Origin of the sequence: Pseudoruegeria aquimaris (assembly GCF_900172235.1) — a bacterium.
GTDB classification, from domain to species: Bacteria; Pseudomonadota; Alphaproteobacteria; order Rhodobacterales; family Rhodobacteraceae; genus Pseudoruegeria; species Pseudoruegeria aquimaris.
Genome location: NZ_FWFQ01000028.1, coordinates 19,008 through 38,711, shown reverse-complemented (window position 1 = coordinate 38,711; position 19,704 = coordinate 19,008). Strand labels below are relative to the sequence as shown.

Genomic DNA, 19,704 nt, shown 5'->3' with positions numbered 1-19,704 from the left:
AACGTCCGCGTGGTCAGGACCGTCGACCGAGACCTCTACCGCGAACGCAACAAGGTCGAACGGTTCTTCAATCGTCTCAAACACTTCCGCGGCATCGCAACGCGATACTTCAAAACCGCAGCAAACTTCCTCGCCGCACTTCACCTCGCTTGCTCAAGGCTCTGGATCAGACATTATGAGTCCACGACCTAGGCGCTGCGGGCCGCCGAGGCCAGAGCCCGGGATCACGCCACTGCGCCTGCGGGGCACGGTGGGCGGATTATCGGCGCCACCGCTGCCAAAGCGCCCACCGGGGCCACCGTGGCCACCTGAGTGCCGGGGGCTTCATCCGGCCCAGCCAGCGGGTGAAGCGAGGCGGCAGGCGGAAGCGGCGCGGCGGGGGGGGCGGCTCCGTCGGCAGAACCGCGAGCAGGGCCGCCTCGGCCAGCGCACCGGACGGCGGCAGGGCCCCGCTGGCCCGCCGCGTGGTGCGGCGCTGGCGGGTCGCGATCAGCCGCAGCAAGGCGTCAAGCTCGGCCCGTGCGGGCGAATGCGTCCGGATGAACCGAAGGCGTACCGCGCCGGCGATCCCGCCCTCGCGCAGGACTTCCGCGCAGCGCACGAGGCCGATCTCTAGCCGGCCGAAGGGAAAGCTGAGCCGGCATTCGCGGGTTTCGCCGAAGCTTTCGTCCGGCATCGGCCCTTCGATCACCGCCCAGTCGGGCGCGATGGAAATGCCCTCGTGCCAGCGGCCTTCGATCTGCACCAGAAAGCCGATGTGCTGGCCGGCCCGCACGAAGACCTGCCCCGGCACCGCCTCGGCCCCGTGAAGGGCATCAGCCTGCGCGGACGAATCGCTGATCCAAGCTCCGGAGATGGCCGTTCTTCCTTCGTCCCCCGTGGTCATCGGGTGTGGCTCCTTCGCTCATGCTGCGGCGGCTCAACCCGGCCAGACACTGGAAATACCTGACTGAAGACTGGGGGATACATGGTTATCAGGGGGTTAACGATAGCCCGACCCCGTTTCCGGGCGCTGCGTGGTTTGTCGCACGGACCATCAAATCTCTTGCGTTTTACCGCAGCGTTGCTATCACGGCAAAAATTGGTAAAGTAATTTTACCAAACGCCCCGAAGGTTTCGTTACGGGCAAGTCAGGAGTAAAGCGCATGCAGATGCCACAACCGGATGCCGGGATCCTTGAGCGCAAGGCCCGGATCGTGGCCCGGCTGGCCACCGCCGTTTCCGGCGGCGAGGTGATCCACGCCCCCGAGGAAACCCGCGCCTACGAATGCGATGCGCTCACCGCCTACAAATGTCCGCCCATGGCCGTGGTGCTGCCCTCGACGACCGAGGAAGTCTCGGCGGTTCTGGCGATCTGCCACGAAGAGGGCGTACCCGTTGTGCCGCGCGGGGCGGGCACCTCGCTGGCCGGAGGCGCGCTGCCCACGGCGGATTGCGTGATCCTCGGCACCGCCCGGATGAACGCGGTGCTGGAAACCGATTACGCAAACCGCTTCATCCGCGTGCAGTCCGGGCGCACCAATCTTTCGGTGACGGGCGCCGTGGAGGAGGAGGGCTTCTTCTACGCGCCCGATCCCTCCAGCCAGCTGGCCTGCGCCATCGCGGGCAACGTGGCGATGAACTCCGGCGGGGCGCATTGCCTGAAATACGGCGTCACCACCAACAACCTGCTGGGCGTGACGATGGTGCTGATGGATGGCACCGTGGTGGAGATCGGCGGCGCGCATCTGGATGCGCCGGGGCTGGACCTGCTGGGCGTGATCTGCGGCTCCGAGGGGCAGCTCGGCGTCGTCACCGAGGCCACGCTGCGCATCCTGCACAAGCCCGAGGGCGCGCGGCCCGTGCTGATCGGCTACGACAGCAACGAGGTGGCCGGGGCCTGCGTCTCCGACATCATCCGCGCGGGCGTGCTGCCGGTGGCCATCGAGTTCATGGACCGCCCCTGCATCCGCGCCTGCGAGGCCTTCGCCAAGGCGGGCTATCCCGATTGCGAGGCGCTGCTGATCGTAGAGGTGGAAGGCAGCGAGGCCGAGATCCAGCACCAGCTTGATCTCATCGGCGAGATCGCCCGCCGCCATGATCCGGTGGAACTGCGCGAAGCGAAGGATGCCGACGAGGCCAGGCGCATCTGGCTGGGCCGCAAATCGGCCTTCGGCGCGATGGGGCAGATCAACGATTACATGTGCCTCGACGGCACGATCCCCGTCTCTTCGCTGCCCATGGTGCTGCGCCGGATCGGCGAGCTGTCGGGCGAATACGGGCTGGACGTGGCCAACGTCTTCCACGCCGGCGACGGCAACATGCATCCGCTCATCCTGTTCGACGCCAACAAGCCCGGCGACCTCGAGAAATGCGAGGAACTGGGCGCGGAGATCCTCAAGCTCTGCGTGGAGGCCGGCGGGTGCCTCACCGGGGAGCACGGCGTGGGCGTGGAAAAGCGCGATCTGATGGGCGTGCAATATGCGCCCGAGGATCTGGAGGCACAGATGGCCGTGAAGGACGTGTTCGATCCGAAGTGGCTGCTCAACCCGGCCAAGGTCTTCCCGCTGACAGTTTCCCAACCGCGCCGCGCCGCCGCCTGATCCCGGAGCCCGAAGAATGACACCGAAAACCGAAGCAGAGCTGTCCGAGGCCATCGCCGCGGCGCAAGGCCCTCTTGCGATCAGGGGCGGGGGCACCCGCGCCTTCGCGCAGGCCGAGGGCGAGACGCTGAGCACCGCGGGGCTGGCGGGCATCACCCTGCATGAGCCGGGGGCGCTGACCCTCGTGGCCGCCGCCGGCACCCCGCTGGCCGACATCGAAGCCGCGCTCGAGGCCGAGGGGCAGCGGCTGGCCTTCGAGCCGCCGGACCTGCGCGGCCTGCTGGGCCGGGAGGGGGTCTCGACGATCGGCGGCGTCGTAGCCGCCAATGCCTCCGGCCCGCGCCGCATCCAGGCGGGGGCCTGCCGCGACTTCCTGCTCGGGGTGCGTTTCGTGGATGGCAGCGGCACCATCGTGAAGAACGGTGGCCGCGTGATGAAGAACGTGACGGGCTATGACCTCGTGAAGCTGATGGCGGGCAGCCACGGCACGCTCGGCGTGCTGTCCGAGGTGTCGCTCAAGGTGCTGCCCAAGCCCGAGGCCACCGCCGTGCTGCTGATCGAGGGGCTTGGCGATGACCAGGCGGTGGCGGCCATGTCGGCGGCCCTCGGCTCGCCCTATGACGTTACGGGCGCGGCACATACGCAGAAGGGCGTTGACGGCGCGCCGGTCACGATGATCCGGGTGGAGGGCTTCACGCCTTCCGTGGCCTATCGCGCGCAGGCCCTGAAGGAGAAGCTGGCCCGTTTCGGTGACATCGCCATCGAGGATGACCCCGAGAAGACGGCCGCCGGCTGGGCCTGGGTGCGGGACGTGTCCCAGCATGTGGGCCAGCCGGGCGATGTCTGGCGCATTTCGGTGAAGCCGAGCGACGGGCCTGAAGTCGCGCGCCGCCTGCCGGGTGCCGAAGTGCTCTACGATTGGGGTGGGGGGCTTCTCTGGGCACGGGTGCCGGAGGGCAGCGACGTGCGCGGCCTGCTCGGCGATCTGCCCGGCCACGCCACGCGGGTGCGCGGCGGCGATGCGGGCATCGCCACGTTCCATCCGGAGCCGGCCCCCGTGGCCGCGCTTTCGCAAGGCCTGCGCGCGCGCTTCGATCCGCGCGGGATTCTCAACCCCGGCATCATGGGCTGAAGGACGAAGACCAATGCAGACGAATTTCACCGAAGCCCAGCTGAAAGATCCCGGCATCCAGCGCGCCAACGAGATCCTGCGCTCCTGCGTGCATTGCGGCTTCTGCACGGCCACCTGCCCCACCTACCAGGTGCTGGGAGACGAGCTCGACAGCCCGCGCGGCCGCATCTACCTGATCAAGGACATGCTGGAAAACGGCCGCCCCGCGGACGAGAAGACGGTGAAGCACATCGACCGCTGCCTCTCCTGCCTCGCCTGCATGACGACCTGCCCCTCGGGCGTGCACTACATGCACCTGGTGGACGAAGCCCGCGCCTACATCGAGAAGACCTACAAGCGGCCCTTCTCGGATCGCGCCCTGCGCTGGATCCTCGCGCAGATCCTGCCCTATCCCACGCGTTTCCGCCTTGCGCTGCTGGGCGCGAAGATCGGGCGGCCTTTCAAGTTCCTGATGCCGGATGCGCGGCTGAAGGCGATGCTGGAGATGGCCCCGAAGCACATCCCGCCGGTGAGCCGCAACGACGATCCGCAGGTCTTCCCGGCCAAGGGCGAGCGGCTCAAGCGCGTGGCGCTGATGACGGGCTGCGCGCAGAAGGCGCTCAACACGGACATCAACGACGCCACCATCCGCCTGCTGCGCCGCATGGGCTGCGAGGTGGTGATCGCCGAAGGCATGGGCTGCTGCGGGGCGCTGACCCATCACATGGGCAAGGTGAACGAAAGCCACGCGGCGGCGGCGGCCAACATCCGCGCCTGGATGGCCGAGGTGAACGGCGAGGGGCTCGACGCCATCGTCATCAACACCTCGGGCTGCGGCACCACCGTGAAGGACTACGGCCACATGTTCCGCAACGATCCGCTCGCGGCGGATGCGGCGAAGATCTCCGAACTGGCGCTGGATGTCTCCGAACTGCTGGAAAAGCTCGATCTGCCGGAAGGGGCAGACAAGGGCCTGACGGTGGCCTATCACGCGGCCTGTTCGCTGCAGCACGGCCAGCAGGTGAAAACCGCGCCCAAGACGCTTCTGAAGAAGGCCGGCTTCACGGTGGTGGAACCCGCCGACAGCCACCTCTGCTGCGGCTCGGCCGGCACCTACAACCTGATGCAGCCGGAGATTTCCAGACAGCTCAAGGAGCGCAAGGTGCGCACGCTGGAGGCGAAGAAGCCCGATGTGATCGCGGCCGGCAACATCGGTTGCATGATGCAGATCGGCTCCGGCACGGGCGTGCCCGTCGTGCACAGCGTCGAGTTGCTGGACTGGGCCACGGGCGGCCCCAAACCGCGCGCGCTGGCAAAGGCCGGCTGAGGGCGGCCAGCGTCGTTTACCAAGGCGGCAGGGCCACGGCCCGCCGCCATCCAAGCACCGCAGCTTTGGCCCCAAGCGGCCACAATCCTGCCCAACGCCGCCGTTAGCTTCCGAGGGAGACATCCGGAGGCATCATGCGGTTCTTTGCCATTCTCTTGCTTTTTCTTCTTTCCTGGGGCGGCGCGGTTCAGGCCGGCGGCGGCGAGACGGGGCTGCGTGCCCTTCAGACGGGGGACGACGGCAAGGGCTGGGAAGCGGTCGGACGGCTGAACATCGGCAACCGGAGCATGTGCACCGGGGCGCTGATCGCGGAGGACCTGGTGCTGACGGCCGCCCATTGCCTGTATGACCGCAGCAGCGGCGCGCGGGTGGATCCGGCGACGATCCAGTTCCTCGCCGGCTGGCGCAACGGGCGGGCCTCGGCCTATCGGAGCGTTCAGCAGGCCGTCGTGCATCCGGACTACGTGTTCTCCGCCGCCAACGGCGAAAGCAAGGTGTCCCACGACGTGGCCCTTCTGCGGCTGGATCAGCCGGTGCGCAACGGCTCCATCCGCCCCTTCGCCGTGGACGCCGGGCCGCGCCGCGGTGCCGAGGTCGGCGTGGTCTCCTACGCGCAGGACCGCTCCGAGCAGCCGTCGCTGCAGGAGGTCTGCCACGTGCTGGGCCGCCAGTCCGGCGCGCTGATCCTTTCCTGCGACGTGGATTTCGGCTCTTCCGGCGCGCCGATCTTCGTGATGGAGAACGGCATCGCCAAGATCGTTTCGGTGGTCTCCGCCAAGGCCGAGGTCGGCACCCGCAAGGTGGCGCTGGGCAGCGAGCTGCAATCGCCGCTCTCCACGCTGATGGCGCTGATGGAAGAAGAGGCCGACCCCTTCAGTCGGGCCCGCCCCTCGGTGCGCCGGCTCAGCCTCTCAGAAGACCGGGCCGGCTCCGGCGCCAAGTTCATTCGTCCGTGAGCCCGATTTCGATGCCAAAGCCCCTCCTGCGCCGCCTGGCCCTGATCGCCGCCGCCTGTCTTGCCCCGATGGGGGGCACGGCCCAGGCCGACAGCGGCCTCACCCGCCTCACCGAACGCGACGACGTGTTCGGGCTGGAGGCCGTGGGGCGGCTGGATATCGGCGACGCCAGTTGCAGCGGTGCCCTGATCGCGGCGGACCTCGTGCTGACCGCCGCCCATTGTCTGTTCGATCGCAAGAGCCGCCGCCCGCGCGACCTGTCGCGTGCGCTGTTCAGTGCTTCCTTGAGGGATGGGAAAGCGCTGTTTCAGTCGGCGGTTCTGCGGGCCGTGCCACGGGAAGGATTTGTGCCCCTTGCGCCGGTCAGCCGGGACAACATCGTGCAGGATGTTGCCCTCATTCAGCTGGCCAGCCCCGTGAGCACGGCCATCATTGCGCCCTACGCGGTGGATGCCGCGCCGGAGGCCGGGGCGGCCGTGAGCGTCGTCTCCTACGCCGTGGGGCGGCTGGAGGCGCCGTCCTGGCAGCGCTCCTGCCGCGTGGTGGAACGCGATGCCGAGGCGCTGGCGCTCTCCTGCGACGTGAATTTCGGCTCTTCCGGCGCGCCCGTGTTCGGCGGGGAGGGGCGCCGGCGGCGCATCGTCTCGCTGATTTCGTCGGGCTACCGCGACGGCGAGCGGCACATCGCCTTCGGCATGGTGCTGCCCGAGGCCGTGGCCGAACTCAAGGCGGCGCTGCGCGCGGGCCGCGGTGTGATCGAGGCGGGCGCGGCCACGCCGCGGCGCTTCGGGGCCGACATCAACGGCAAGGCCAGCAGCGGCGCGAAGTTCCTGCGCCCCTGAGCGCGCGCCGGAGCATCAGTGCCACACGGGCACGAACGGGCATGGTTTCGCGGCCACGGCGCGGGCGCCGGGCCCGGCACATGAAGACTGCCGGACCCTCTTGAAACCGAAATCTCCGTTTCCTAACTTTGCTCTGCCGGGTGCCAGAACGGGCCCGGAGCAAGACGTGAAGGCCTGTCCGAACACCGGAAGGCCGCCGATTGGAAATCGCTCAAAGGAGGATATCCCATGCGTAACTTCGATCTTTCCCCGCTCTACCGCGCCACCGTCGGCTTCGACCAGATCGCGGACCTGATGGATCGCGCCCTGGCCAGCGACATGGGCCACAACAGCTACCCCCCCTACAACATCGAGAAAACGGCGGACGACACCTACCGCATCACGGTGGCCGTGGCCGGCTTCTCGGAAGATGAGCTGTCCGTCGAGGTGAAGGAAAACGCGCTGTTCATCTCCGCCAAGAAGGAACGGGAAGAGACGGACCGCAACTTCCTGTATCGCGGCATCGCCACCCGCGCGTTCGAACGCCGCTTCCACCTGGCCGATCACGTGCGCGTCGTCGGGGCGACCCATGAAGACGGCCTGCTGCACGTCGATCTGAAGCGCGAGGTGCCCGAAGCGCTGAAACCGCGCCGGATCGAGATCTCCAGCAGCAAGGCGATCGAGGCCAAGCCGGTCAACTGAGCTCCGGCAGCACGGCGATGACAGACTCGAAAGGGGCCTTCGGGCCCCTTTTTTGATGTTCGGCCGGTGAAACTTCGGCTGCAGTATTGATAATGAATATTCATTACTATACTTGGGGTCGGTGTTCCCCGCCGAAAGTGAGCCCCCATGCCCGATACCCGCAAGGAAAAGACGCGCGCCCGCCTGCGCTCCGCCATCGTCGCCGAGGCGGTGGAAAAGGGGCTTTCGGGCCTGACGGTGGGCGGCGTGGTGGCGCGTGCCAAGGTCTCGGCGGGGACGGTCTACGTCCATTTCGCCAACAAGGACGACATGCTCCGGCAATGCTACCTCGAACTGAAGCGCGCCTTTCACGAAGCGTCGACGACGGGGCGGGATCTGCCGGACACCGCCGCGATGATCCGCAGCATGTGGGTGCACATGTTCGAATGGGTGGCTGCCCACCCGCTTGAATTCCTGTTCCTCGAACAGGCCTCCCTCGCCAACATCCTGACGCCCGAACAGGCCGGGGAAGTGCGCCTCTACGCCGAGGATATCGCCGCCCTGCTGCGGCGCGGGGTGGAGGACGGAACGCTCGCCCCGCTCGATCCGGACGTTCTTTCGCTGCTGCTCACGGCGCCGGCGATGCAGCTGGCGCGAAAGGCGGTGGCACAGGGGCAGGCGATCTCCACAGATGACGTGGACCTCATATTCAACCGGGTCTGGCGCGCGATCGCCGCTTGACCCCGCATCCAGGAAAACCCCATGTCCAACATCATTCTCATCACCGGCTGCTCCAGCGGGCTGGGCGCCAGCCTCGCCGTGCAGGCGGCGCAGGCCGGCCACAAGGTCTATGCCACGATGCGCGATCTCTCCCGGCGCGGGAAGCTCGATGACGCCGCCGCGCAGGCCGGCGTCGGGCTCGAAGTGCTGCGGCTCGACGTGCAGGACACCGCTTCGGTGGAGGCCGCCGTGGCCGAGATCATGGCGCGGGAGGGCAGGATCGACGTGCTGGTCAACAACGCCGGCCTCGGCTTCGCCCGCAACGTGGAACAGGCCAGTGAAGCGGAGATCCAGCGCGTGATGGACATCAACTTCATGGGGGTCGTGCGCTGCATCAAGGCCGTGCTGCCCCACATGCGCAAGGCGCGCGGCGGCCACGTCGTGAACATCACCAGCGTCGGCGGCCTCGTCGGGCAGCCCTTCAACGAGATCTACTGCGGCGCCAAATTCGCCGTGGAAGGGCTGACGGAATCGCTCGCCTGTTACGTGACCCCGGCCTTCGGCGTCCGGTTCACCGCGGTGGAGCCCGGTGGCATCACCTCGGAATTCGCGAACACCGTTCTGCGCGAGATCGCGGAAACCGGTGGGATGCTGGAGGACGAATACCTGCCGATCCTCCGGAAATACGTCTCCGGCGCGCAGGCGCGGCAGGGGGCGGAAAACGCCTACCAGACACCCGAGGAGGCCGCCGCCGTGGTGCTTGGCGTGATCGGGCAGGCCGCACCGCCGGTGCGCATCCGCACCTCGGAGTGGGCCGAGGCCTTCACCGCCACCAAGACGGGGCTCGACCCGGACGGAACAAAGCTCGTGGCGGAGGTCACGGCGCGTTTCCTGGGCTGAACGCCCGATCTGCGGCTGTCGTGCCGCCCGCCGCGGGGCGGGGGCCGCATTTTCATTGATCCACGGCGCGGACTGTGCCTAGCTGTCTTTGAAATCACGTTATTTTCCGCAAGTTTCTTGGAAAGGACGACACATGGAAGACTCCATCGGGTTCTTCGATATTTTCTGGTCCATCTTCTGGCTGTTCCTGATGGTGGCTTGGTTCTGGGTCGCGGTCACCGTCGTGACCGACATTTTCCGCTCCAAGGACATGAGCGGCGTGACCAAGGCGATCTGGATCGGTTTCGTGATCCTGATCCCCTGGGCCGGCGTTCTGGGCTACCTGATCATCCGCGGCGACAAGATGCGCGAGCACAATGAAGAGGCAGTGGCCAGGATGCAGGACGCGCAGAAGGATTACATCCGCTCGGTGGCCACGGTTTCGCCGGCCGAAGAGATCGAGAAACTGGTCGCGCTGAAGGAAAAAGGGGCGCTGACCGAAGAGGAATTCGCCGCGCAGAAGGCCAAGATCCTCAACGCCTGACATCGCGGGCCGCTGTGGGGCAGGCGCTTGGCTGGGCCATGCCCCGCGCGGGATGCGTGATCGCGTTGAACCTCCTGGGAAGCTGCCCTAGCTTCGGCCCGTCTGAAATCCATAGGTCGGGGGACCCCTATGCCGCTGCGCGCATTCATTCTTTTCGTCGGCTGTCTGGCCTTGTTCGGGGCTGCGGGGCTGCCGGCCCTTGCCCACGAAGGCTCGGGCTACGGGGGCGGTTTCATCGCCGGCTTCACCCATCCGATCCTCGGGTGGGATCACGTGGCGGCCATGGTGGCCGTCGGGCTTTGGGGGGCCGTGCTCGGGGCGCCCTCGATCTGGATCCTGCCGGTCGTCTTTCCGCTGGTCATGGCGCTGGGCGCCGTGGCCGGCATCCTTGGCATTCCCGTGCCCGCCGTCGAAACGGGCATCGCGCTTTCAGCCGTCGTGCTGGGGCTGATGGTCGTCTTCGCGGCGCGGCCGCCGATCTGGATCGCAGCCGTGATCGTCGGCGCCTTCGCGATCTTCCACGGCTACGCTCACGGCACCGAACTGCCCGCAACCGTGAACGCCTTCGCCTATGCCATCGGTTTCGTCATCTCCACCGGACTCCTGCACCTGATCGGCATCGCCTTCGGGCTCCTCGTCTCCCGCCCCGGTGGCCGGATCGCGGTGCGTGCCGCGGGGGGCGTGATCTCGCTCGCGGGCGTGGCCTTCCTGACCGGGCTGGCATGACGCCGCGGCCTGCGCGCCTGGCCGGCTGGATCGTGCCGACCCTGTGCCCCGGCGCGGCCTTCGCCCACGCGCCGGTTCCGGGCATCAAGGGGTTCTACATCGGGCTGCTGCATCCGTTTTCCACGCCCGCCCAGGCGCTTCTGATGCTGGGTGTCGGCCTGCTGGCGGGCAGTTTCGCCCTTGAGCGAGCGAAGGCGCCGATTGCAGCCTTCGTGGGGCTGAGCCTCGTGGGGCTTTTCGCGGGTTCGGCGGAGTGGGTGCTCGATCCGGCCATGTACGGGATCGCGGTGATCGCCTGTACCCATGCCGCGCTTGCGCCGGGGCGGGGTGTGCCCCTTGCGGCGCTCGTTTTGGGGGTGGGGGGATTGGTGATCGGCGCGGCGTCCATTCCCGATGCCGGCCCCGCCCGGGACAGGGCGTTCACAATGACGGGCTCCCTGTTCGGGGCCGGCATGGGCCTGCTCTACATCGCCGGGCTGAGTGCCATCGTGAAAGAGCGTTTCGCCGCGCCCGTGGTCCAGATCGGTTTTCGCGTCCTTGCCGCATGGACCGGCGCGATCGCCCTGGTGATGCTGGCGCTGCTCTACGCGCAGCCGCCGGCACCTTAAGCGCCGGCGGACAGGTTCTTCGAAAGCCTCCGGGGCGGGATCAGTCCAGCAGACGCCGCGCGATGACCTGCGCCTGGATCTCCGCCGCCCCCTCGAAGATGTTCAGAATGCGCGCATCGCAGAGGATGCGGCTGGCGGTGTATTCCAGCGCGAAGCCGTTGCCGCCGTGGATCTGCAGTGCGTTGTCGGCCGCCGCCCAGGCCACGCGGGCGCCCAGCAGCTTGGCCATGCCGGCCTCCAGATCGCAGCGTTTGTCGTGATCTTTCTGCCACGCGGAGAAATAGGTGAGCTGACGGGCGATCATGATCTCAACCGCCATCATCGCCAGCTTGCCGCCCACGCGCGGGAACTCGATCAGGGATTTGCCGAACTGCTTGCGGTCGATCGCGTATTGCATCCCGACTTCCATCGCCGATTGCGCCACGCCGATGGCGCGGGCGGCGGTCTGGATGCGGGCGCTCTCAAACGTCTGCATCAGCTGTTTGAAGCCCTGGCCTTCCTTGCCTCCGAGCAGGTTCTCGCCCTTCACCTTGAAGCCGTCGAACCCCAGCTCGTATTCCTTCATGCCGCGATAGCCGAGCACTTCGATCTCGCCGCCGGTCATGCCGGGGGTGGGGAAGGGCTCCTCGTCGGTGCCGGGGGTCTTCTCCGCGAGGAACATCGACAGGCCGGAGTAGTTCGTGGTGGTGGGATCGGTGCGCGCCAGCAGCGTCATCACGTGGGTGCGCGCGGCGTGGGTGATCCATGTCTTGTTGCCGGTGACGGTGTAGTCGCCATCCTCGCCCTTCACCGCGCGGGTGCGCAGGGAGCCGAGATCGGAGCCGGTGTTGGGCTCGGTGAACACGGCGGTGGGCAGGATCTCGGCGCTGGCGAGCTTGGGCAGCCAGTGCTGTTTCTGCTCTTCCGTGCCGCCGCAGAGAATCAGCTCCGCCGCGATCTCGGAGCGCGTGCCCAGCGAGCCGACGCCGATGTAGCCGCGCGAAAGCTCTTCGGACACGACCACCATCGAGGCCTTGGACAGGCCGAATCCGCCGTATTCCTCGGGGATGGTCAGGCCGAAGACGCCCATCTCGGCCAGATCGCTGATCACTTCCATCGGGATCAGCTCATCTTTCAGGTGCCATTCGTGGGCGTAGGGGATCACCTTCTCGTCGGCATAGCGGCGGAACTGATCGCGGATCATCTCCAGTTCATCGTCGAGCCCCGAGGCGCCGAAGGTGGCGTTGGCGCGCTGCTCCTGCATCAGTTCCACGAGGCGGGTGCGGGCGGCGGCGGAGTTGCCCTGGGCCATAAGGCGCTCCACCGCCGGCTCGCGGTTTGCCGGGGGCGTGAGGCCGAGGTCCTGCAAGCGGGCCATCTCCCCCTGGCTCATCGGGATGCCCCCGAAGATCTGGTTGAGGTATTCTCCGAAGGCGATCTGGTGGATCAGCGCTTCGATCTCCCCGAATTTGCCCTCGCTTTGCACGCGCTCCGCCCAGGCCTGCATCTGGCGCAGGGATTCGGCGTAGGTGGCGAGCCAGCTCAAGGTGTGGGCGGCGTATTGGTGCTGCTCCAGCAGGGCGGAGGACACGCGGCCATCCCGGGTGACGAGGGCGCGCAGCTTCTCGCGGCCGGCCTGGAACAGCGCCTCCACGGTGGGCAGGGCCGCCGCCGTGGTGGGCAGAAGATCGTCCAGAAGCGGGCGTGTCGTCATGTGGCTCAGGTCCTGTCCGTCATGTGGCATGTCTGGCTCCTTGAATCGGTTGCTACCGGGTTTAGCCATTTTGCAGGTGCAGCGCAATATTAATGCGTGAGGTATTCTGCAAAAGAACAAAAATGACCCAACGGTTTTTCCGATGCGCGGGCCGCTCCCGGTAGGATATAGAAGAAGGGCCGCCGAGGGGGAGCCCGCACGACATGCTTGTTTTACAGGAGTTCGCACCGCAGACCCTGCTGATCTCTCTCGCGATCGGCCTGCTGGCGGGATTCGTGAAAGGGGCGATCGGCTTTGCGCTGCCGATGATCATGATTTCCGGGCTGGGCTCGATCATGGCACCCGATCTCGCACTTGCGGCACTGATCCTGCCCACGGTGGTGATGAACGCCGCGCAGGCGCTGCGGCAGGGGGTGGGGCCGGCGCTGGAGTCCGCCCGCCACCACTGGATCTACCTCGCGCTGGTGCTGGGCTTCATCGGCCTGAGCGCGCAGCTGGTGCGGCACCTCTCCGCGCAGACGCTTTTCCTGATGATCGGCGTTCCGGTGACGCTCTTCGCGGTGAGCCAGCTTCTGGGCTGGCGGCTCTCCTTCCCGCCCGAACGCCGCCGCCCGGTGGAGGTGACGGTGGGGGCCATCGCGGGCTTCTGCGGCGGGATCTCGGGCGTCTGGGGGCCGCCGACGGTGGCCTATCTCACCGCCTTGGACACCCCCAAGCAGGAGGCCGTGCGGGTGCAGGGCGTGATCTACGGGGCGGGGGCGGTGATGCTGCTGCTCGCCCATATGCGCTCTGGGATTTTCAACACGGAGACAGCCCCGCTCTCGGCCCTGCTGCTGCTGCCCGCCGGGGTGGGCATGGCGCTGGGGTTCAGAGCGCAGGACCGCATGGACCAAACCCGCTTCCGCACCGCCACTCTGGTGGTGCTGGTGGTGGCGGGGCTGAATTTGGTGCGGCGGGGGGTGATGGGGTAGGGCCAAAAATGAACTCGTGCCGAGGTGAGGCTTTGCATCAAATGCACAGCCGTCTCAAGGGGCTCAGTCTTACTCGTCGAACCGATCGTCCTGTCCACCGAGCGGAACATCTTTTACTGGCACGAATATTTCCAAATTCTCGTATTCTTCCAATATACCGAGTACAATATGTACGGGTTTTGGCATATCCTTGAAACGCGACTTCCTTATTAGATCAGAATGAATCCAGATCTCACTTTCTGACCGAGCTACCAATATAATCGTGCTCTCATCTAGTTCGCCAGTCGAAAGAAAATAGCTAGCTTGATAAACGGCCTCCCTGAGCCACTTCATAGCCAACTTACCACCCATGTTGGCTTTCACCTCAAAGCCATATCGTTTTCCGTTTGACTTCGCTACAAAATCAGGATAACCGGGCCCCTTGCGTGAAATGCTTGAGTACCTTCCTTCCAGCCAACGGCCCACCGCGAGTTCAGCGCGATGAGCAAAACCCTTGATGGAATCATACCTGTCATAAAATGATGTTCGGTATCTTGAAACATCTCTTACTTCCTCTATGGTTTCCGCAGAAACCTCTGTCTTGAGGAACTTGTTTGCATATTTCAGAAAGCTGACCGGTCGATACATCAAAAAATCTGACACGCCTCCGATAGACCTAGCTTCCTCAACTAATTCAGGTCGGGGTCCAAGTACTTTGTCTCCACCAGACTTGATTTTCCACCACCAGTCTTCTTTGCCGTCGTCTGTCACAAAAACCAATGAATCTTTTCCTGATGTTTTTGTGTGCTCAAGTATCTGGTGCCAAACTAAGTAGTCGCCAAATTTCTTTTTGTATCCTAAATGGTTGTGGCAGTATTCATCAGAGCCGGGCTTTTCTTTTTTGCGATCCATATAGCCGGGCGGTATAGACAATGCGAAACGCTTCTCGCCCTTTTTATATATATATCGTCTAGGTTTTTTTGATTTTCCGGCTCTTTTCCAACTTTTCCATCAAATAGGCTCTCTATCTTTGCCTTCAAAGGGTCTGGTGAATTAAGCTCTTGTTGCTTCTTCTGGATGTCCTCAAGGTAAGTCAGGAAATCCTTTGATATTCTATCAAACTCGTTTGTGAGTTTGTCTGGGTCAATTAATGAGTGCCGTTGCGCCAATTGAAGGCCTTCAAGATCAGACCTTAAACTGTCTCGAGATTTTTTGACTACCTTTTCGACTTCGGTAAATCGGTTTATTTGATCCGCAATAACTGTCGCGCGATTTCTTTGAAATTCCAGTGCTACATGGTGAGGTATCCATATCTGATCGCTCAGCTGGTCAAGTAACTCAAGTAGTTGGTCTCTGGTTTTTGACTGGTATCTATAGAGACTTAAGAGCACGTTGGTGTCAAAGACAAAGAGGGCGTTCTTCCAAATGGCTTCGAAGTCCTTAGGGGTATAAGGATCAAACTGTGGGAATAGACCCTTCATAGAAGTCTCAATCTTGTTCGTAGTTAATTCTCGTGCGGGAGAAGCTTAAACCTACATCTAGCTAAGATTGCAATAAATTTTCTAGGCTTGGGAACGTCTAAGTGCGCTATTGAGTAGGCATTGTAGGGTGTTGCTTCAGCGGTTGTTGTATCATGAGGGTCAGCACGACCGAGGAAAGATGAGCAGAATGAGGTGTCAACAAAAAACGCCCGGCTCTCGCCGGGCGTTCCTCTTAATCAAAACGCGTAACCCTCACCCGATGGCGACGGCCTTCACGTCCTCGTCGATGTAGTCCACGTATTGCGCGAAGTTCTCCGCGAACATCTGGACGAGCTTGGCGGCCTGTTCATCGTAGGCCTCGGCGTCGTCCCAGGTGCGGCGGGGGTCCAGCAGGATGTCCGGCACGCCGGGCACGCTTACCGGCACTTCAAAGCCGAAGTTCGGATCCTTGCGGTATTTCACGTCGGCCAGCGTGCCGTCCAGCGCGGCGGTGAGCAGGGCACGGGTGGCCTTGATCGGCATGCGCGAGCCGGTGCCGTAGGCGCCGCCCGTCCAGCCGGTGTTCACCAGCCAGCAGGTGGCCCCGTGCTTGGCGATCTTCTCGCGCAGCAGGTTGCCGTAGACTTCCGGGCGGCGGGGCATGAAGGGCGCGCCGAAGCAGGTGGAGAAGGTGGGCTCCGGCTCCGTCACGCCGCGCTCTGTGCCGGCCACCTTGGAGGTGAAGCCCGACAGGAAGTGATACATCGCCTGAGCCGGGGTGAGCCGCGCGATCGGGGGCAGCACGCCGAAGGTATCGCATGTGAGCATGATGATGTTTTTCGGGTGGCCGCCAAGCGCGGAGGTGGAGGCGTTGGAGATGTATTCCAGCGGGTAGGCGCAGCGCATGTTGGCGGTGAGGCTGTCGTCCTCGAAATCGAGCTCCTTGGTGTAGGAGTCGAACACCATGTTCTCGATCACCGTCGCGAATTTCTTGGTGGTGGCGTAGATCTCGGGCTCGGCCTCGGCCGAGAGGTTGATCGTTTTCGCGTAGCAGCCGCCCTCGAAGTTGAAGGTGCCGCGGCTGGACCAGCCGTGTTCATCGTCGCCGATCAGCACGCGGTTCGGGTCGGCCGAAAGCGTCGTCTTGCCGGTGCCGGAGAGGCCGAAGAAGATGGCGGTGTCCACCGGGTTGTGCGGCGCGTGGTTGGCGGAGCAGTGCATCGCCATCACGCCTTTGCCCGGCAGGATGTAGTTGAGCAGCGTGAAGACGCTCTTCTTGTTCTCGCCGGCGTATTCGGTGCCGCCCACGAGGATCAGCTTGCGATCGAAGTTGAGCGCGATCACCGTTTCGGAGCGGCAGCCATGCCGTGCCGGATCGGCCTTGAAGGAGGGGCAGTTGATGATCGTGAATTCGGGCACGAATTCCATCACGTCCTCGAGATCGGGGCGGCGCAGCATGTGCCGGTTGAACAGCCCGTGCCAGGCCAGTTCGGAGATCATGCGCACGTCCAGCCGGTGGGCCGGATCGGCGCCGCCGTAGAGATCCTGCACGAAGTAGTCGCGGCCCTTCATGTGTTCGAGCATGTCCTCGTAGAGCACGTCGAAGGCGGCGGGCTCCATGGGGGCGTTGTTCTCCCACCAGATGGTGTCTTCGACGGACGGCGTGCGGACGACGAACTTGTCCTTGGGCGAGCGGCCCGTGTGCTTGCCGGTGGACACGAGGAAGGTGCCGCCCTGGCCGAGCGTGCCTTCCTTGCGTTGCAGGGCTTCCTCGATCAGCGCCGGCTCGAGGTAGTTGTAATAGACGTTCCCCAGCCCGGTGATGCCTTGATCGTCGAGGGTGAAATCGGGGTTTACCCGTCCAAATGTCATCTGCAAGCTCCTTGCGCACGCAGGAATGCTGCGGCGCCTCTCTCTTTCCCTGAGTTGTGAAGCAATGGGCCATCATTGCTGCCGCACCGCCTTGGCGCGGACATTTCTTTCATAACATGCCGCTCTGCAGAAAGAATAGGTCGCAAAGACGCGGTTAGCGCAATCAGTCGCACCGGTTAGCGCAACCGGCAGGGGGAAAGTGAGTCATTTCCGCCAGAGTTAACGACTTTTATGCAGCTTTCACGGCCAAATCAGGTGTGATTCGCAGTTTGCAGTTGATTCTGCGCCGGGCAAGCGAGAGAGTATGTCAAAAATCAGGCATAAAAACTTACCAGGGGCAGTACCCATGTCGAAGATTGCACTTGTCGATGACGACAGGAACATCCTGACGTCTGTTTCCATGACGCTCGAAGCCGAGGGCTTCGAGGTCGAGACCTACAACGATGGCCAGACGGCGCTGGACGCCTTCAACAAGAAGCTGCCGGACATGGCCGTGCTGGACATAAAGATGCCCCGGATGGACGGGATGGATCTGCTCCAGCGTCTGCGCCAGAAAACCTCCATGCCGGTCATCTTCCTCACCTCCAAGGATGACGAGATCGACGAGGTGCTCGGCCTCCGCATGGGCGCGGACGACTACGTGAAGAAGCCCTTCTCCCAGCGGCTCCTGGTGGAGCGCATCCGCGCGCTGCTGCGCCGGCAGGAGGCGATGAGCAACGACGGCGCCCCCGTCACGGAGGAAAACAAGGTGATCGAGCGCGGCGCGCTGACGATGGATCCGCTGCGCCACTCCGTTTCGTGGAAGGGCAAGGACGTGTCCCTCACCGTCACCGAGTTCCTTCTGCTTCAGGCGCTCGCGCAGCGGCCCGGCTTCGTGAAGAGCCGCGATCAGCTGATGGACGTGGCCTATGACGATCAGGTCTACGTGGACGACCGCACGATCGACAGCCACATCAAGCGCCTGCGCAAGAAGATGCGTTCGGTGGATCCCGATTTTTCCGCCATCGAAACGCTCTACGGCATCGGTTACCGTTACAACGAAGAAGAATGACACTCGCCCCGGAGATCGATGTGCGCGAGAGCAAGGGCAGAAGCGCGAATGTGGTGCTCGGAGAGGATTGGGAAAACCCCGCCTCCGGCAGCGATGGCGAATTGTCGGCGCGCCGGGCGCGCCGCGGGTTCATCTCGCTCAACCGTTCGGCACTGGCGCGCAAGATCATCACCTTCAACCTGCTGGCCCTGATCATTCTCGTGGCCGGGGTGCTCTATCTCAACCCGGTGCGCTCTTCGCTCGTCGAGCAGCGCGATGCGGCGCTCGTGGCCGAAACGGCGCTCGTGGCCAGCGTGTTCGAAGCCCAGCTTCCGGCCAGCGCCCCGGTGAACTTCGCCACCGGCGACGGGATCGACGTGCAGCGCACGCTCGATGCGCTTTCCCTCGCCAAGGGCACCGAGGCCTTCGTGTTCGATGCCAACGGCGCCCTCGTGGGCCGTGCGACCGGTGAAAACGATCCATTGGCGGAAGCCGGCGGCACGCGGGAGCGCAGCACGCTGATCACGGATTTCCTGAATTCGGTCTGGCACAGCATCTCGGGCCTGCTCGGGCCGGACGATCAGGTCGTCGACGCCCCGGAAGCCACCGCGGAGGACATGGCGCGCGCCCTGCTGCCCGCGGCGCTCGAACAGGGGCAGCCGGCGCAGCGGACGCAGGAGGGCGAGGGCGGTGAGCGCTTCGCCGTCGTCGCGCCGGTGATGCAGAACGGCAAACCCGTCGGCGCCGTCGCGCTCACGAGCGCGGCCGGGGAGATCGATCGCCTCGTCCGTCAGGATCGCGAGCAGGTGTTGCAGATGTTCGTGGTGGCGCTGCTGGTCTCCATCGGGCTGAGCCTCGCGCTCGCCTCGACGATCGCGAACCCGCTGTCCGATCTTGCCGAGGCGGCTGAACTGGGGCGTGACCGCAATGCCCGCAAGATGAGCCCGAACCGGATCCGCATCCCCGATCTGACCGCCCGGCCGGACGAGATCGGCCGCCTCTCCGGCGCGCTGCGCGGCATGGTGACGGCGCTCTACGACCGCATCGATGCAAACGAGCAGTTCGCCGCCGACGTGGCCCATGAGATCAAGAACCCGCTGGCTTCGCTGCGCTCCGCCGTCGGAACGCTGCGCGTGGCCAAGCGCGAGGATCAGCGCGAGAAGCTGCTCGACGTGATCGATCACGACGTGCGCCGGCTGGATCGCCTTGTGTCCGACATCTCCAACGCCTCCCGCCTCGACAGCGAGCTGGTGCGCGAGGAGGAAGAGGCCTTCGATCTGCTGAAGATGCTGGGCAACATCAACGAGTATCTCGGCAACGAGGCGCGGTCCAAGGGGATCGAGTTCATCTCGGATCTGCCGGCCAAGCCGATCATCGTGATGGGGCTCGAAGCGCGGCTGGCGCAAGTCTTCGTGAACCTGATCACCAACGCGATTTCCTTCTGCGAAGAGGGCGATGCGATCCGGGTCTGGGCCCGCAAGCGCGAGAACCGGGTGCTGATCGTGGTCGAAGACACCGGCCCCGGCATTCCGGATCAGGCGCTGCACAAGATCTTCAACCGCTTCTACTCCGAGCGCCCGCCGGGGCAGTTCGGCAACAACTCCGGCCTCGGCCTCGCGATTTCCAAGCAGATCGTCGAGGCCCATGACGGGGTGATCTGGGCCGAGAACATCCGTCCGACCGAAGCCGACGTGACCTCCGAGCCGCTGGGCGCGCTTCGTGGTGGGGCTGCCGGTTTAAGGCC

19 protein-coding genes and 1 pseudogene are annotated in these 19,704 nt (G+C 64.7%); 15 read left to right on the top strand and 5 right to left on the bottom strand.

Annotated features, from left to right (window positions below; all coding sequences use genetic code 11):
- Positions 1–192 (top strand): transposase (locus tag PSA7680_RS15940; protein ID WP_217808310.1); only part of this gene is annotated, 192 nt, incomplete at its 5' end.
- A 67-nt stretch (positions 193–259) separates the two neighbouring features.
- Here PSA7680_RS15940 and PSA7680_RS15935 read toward each other — a convergent pair.
- A complete protein-coding gene (locus tag PSA7680_RS15935) occupies positions 260–886 on the bottom strand; it encodes a hypothetical protein (RefSeq protein WP_085869677.1) in 627 nt (208 codons plus the stop codon).
- Between the two features lie 259 nt (positions 887–1,145).
- Here PSA7680_RS15935 and PSA7680_RS15930 point away from each other — a divergent pair, with 259 nt between their 5' ends.
- The 11 genes from PSA7680_RS15930 to PSA7680_RS15880 all read left to right on the top strand — a co-directional run bounded on the left by PSA7680_RS15930 (position 1,146) and on the right by PSA7680_RS15880 (position 10,955).
- The gene (locus tag PSA7680_RS15930; protein ID WP_085869676.1) at positions 1,146–2,582 is read left to right on the top strand and encodes an FAD-linked oxidase C-terminal domain-containing protein; all 1,437 of its coding nucleotides are present in this window, start codon (positions 1,146–1,148) and stop codon (positions 2,580–2,582) included.
- A gap of 16 nt (positions 2,583–2,598) precedes the next feature.
- A complete protein-coding gene (locus PSA7680_RS15925; RefSeq protein ID WP_085869675.1) occupies positions 2,599–3,714 on the top strand; it encodes an FAD-binding protein in 1,116 nt (371 codons plus the stop codon).
- 13 nt (positions 3,715–3,727) lie between these two features.
- Complete coding sequence (gene glcF, locus PSA7680_RS15920; RefSeq protein ID WP_085869674.1) at positions 3,728–5,020, top strand: glycolate oxidase subunit GlcF; 1,293 nt, start codon at positions 3,728–3,730, stop codon at positions 5,018–5,020.
- Between the two features lie 134 nt (positions 5,021–5,154).
- Complete coding sequence (locus tag PSA7680_RS15915) at positions 5,155–5,976, top strand: trypsin-like serine peptidase (protein ID WP_085869673.1); 822 nt, start codon at positions 5,155–5,157, stop codon at positions 5,974–5,976.
- Positions 5,977–5,987: 11 nt separating this feature from the next.
- Entirely contained in the window at positions 5,988–6,818 is an 831-nt protein-coding gene (locus tag PSA7680_RS15910) for a trypsin-like serine peptidase (RefSeq protein ID WP_085869672.1), read from the top strand.
- A gap of 228 nt (positions 6,819–7,046) precedes the next feature.
- Positions 7,047–7,499: an Hsp20 family protein gene (locus tag PSA7680_RS15905; RefSeq protein WP_085869671.1), complete on the top strand. Its 453-nt coding sequence runs from the start codon at positions 7,047–7,049 to the stop codon at positions 7,497–7,499.
- 147 nt (positions 7,500–7,646) lie between these two features.
- The gene (locus tag PSA7680_RS15900; RefSeq protein WP_245824692.1) at positions 7,647–8,219 is read left to right on the top strand and encodes a TetR/AcrR family transcriptional regulator; all 573 of its coding nucleotides are present in this window, start codon (positions 7,647–7,649) and stop codon (positions 8,217–8,219) included.
- Positions 8,220–8,240: 21 nt separating this feature from the next.
- Positions 8,241–9,098, top strand: coding sequence for an SDR family oxidoreductase (locus PSA7680_RS15895; protein ID WP_085869670.1), 858 nt, complete (start codon positions 8,241–8,243; stop codon positions 9,096–9,098).
- Positions 9,099–9,231: 133 nt separating this feature from the next.
- Positions 9,232–9,621, top strand: a complete 390-nt coding sequence (locus PSA7680_RS15890) for an SHOCT domain-containing protein (RefSeq protein WP_085869678.1) — start codon at positions 9,232–9,234, stop codon at positions 9,619–9,621.
- Between the two features lie 129 nt (positions 9,622–9,750).
- On the top strand, positions 9,751–10,347 hold the full coding sequence (locus tag PSA7680_RS15885; protein WP_085869669.1) for a HupE/UreJ family protein: 597 nt from the start codon (positions 9,751–9,753) through the stop codon (positions 10,345–10,347).
- A complete protein-coding gene (locus PSA7680_RS15880) occupies positions 10,344–10,955 on the top strand; it encodes a HupE/UreJ family protein (RefSeq protein WP_085869668.1) in 612 nt (203 codons plus the stop codon). The genes PSA7680_RS15885 and PSA7680_RS15880 overlap by 4 nt, the downstream gene beginning before the upstream one ends.
- Before the next feature lie 40 nt (positions 10,956–10,995).
- On the opposite strand, the gene PSA7680_RS15875 is transcribed toward PSA7680_RS15880, so the two are convergent.
- Entirely contained in the window at positions 10,996–12,678 is a 1,683-nt protein-coding gene (locus PSA7680_RS15875; protein ID WP_085869667.1) for an acyl-CoA dehydrogenase family protein, read from the bottom strand.
- A gap of 173 nt (positions 12,679–12,851) precedes the next feature.
- Here PSA7680_RS15875 and PSA7680_RS15870 point away from each other — a divergent pair, with 173 nt between their 5' ends.
- A complete protein-coding gene (locus PSA7680_RS15870) occupies positions 12,852–13,619 on the top strand; it encodes a sulfite exporter TauE/SafE family protein (protein ID WP_085869666.1) in 768 nt (255 codons plus the stop codon).
- A 69-nt stretch (positions 13,620–13,688) separates the two neighbouring features.
- Here PSA7680_RS15870 and PSA7680_RS19100 read toward each other — a convergent pair whose 3' ends face one another.
- The 3 genes from PSA7680_RS19100 to PSA7680_RS15865 form a co-directional block, all read right to left on the bottom strand.
- Positions 13,689–14,510, bottom strand: coding sequence for a PIN-like domain-containing protein (locus PSA7680_RS19100; protein WP_139838691.1), 822 nt, complete (start codon positions 14,508–14,510; stop codon positions 13,689–13,691).
- Complete coding sequence (locus PSA7680_RS19095; RefSeq protein ID WP_139838690.1) at positions 14,456–15,079, bottom strand: PIN-like domain-containing protein; 624 nt, start codon at positions 15,077–15,079, stop codon at positions 14,456–14,458. The genes PSA7680_RS19100 and PSA7680_RS19095 overlap by 55 nt, the downstream gene beginning before the upstream one ends.
- Positions 15,080–15,331: 252 nt before the next feature.
- Positions 15,332–16,930: a phosphoenolpyruvate carboxykinase gene (locus tag PSA7680_RS15865; protein WP_085869665.1), complete on the bottom strand. Its 1,599-nt coding sequence runs from the start codon at positions 16,928–16,930 to the stop codon at positions 15,332–15,334.
- A gap of 346 nt (positions 16,931–17,276) precedes the next feature.
- On the opposite strand from PSA7680_RS15865, the gene PSA7680_RS15860 reads away from it, so the two are divergent.
- Both PSA7680_RS15860 and PSA7680_RS15855 read left to right on the top strand, forming a co-directional pair.
- A complete protein-coding gene (locus PSA7680_RS15860; protein WP_085869664.1) occupies positions 17,277–17,981 on the top strand; it encodes a response regulator transcription factor in 705 nt (234 codons plus the stop codon).
- A pseudogene (locus tag PSA7680_RS15855) lies at positions 17,978–19,700 on the top strand (sensor N-terminal transmembrane domain-containing protein). The gene PSA7680_RS15860 and the pseudogene PSA7680_RS15855 overlap by 4 nt, the downstream one beginning before the upstream one ends.
- Positions 19,701–19,704 lie beyond the last annotated feature (4 nt).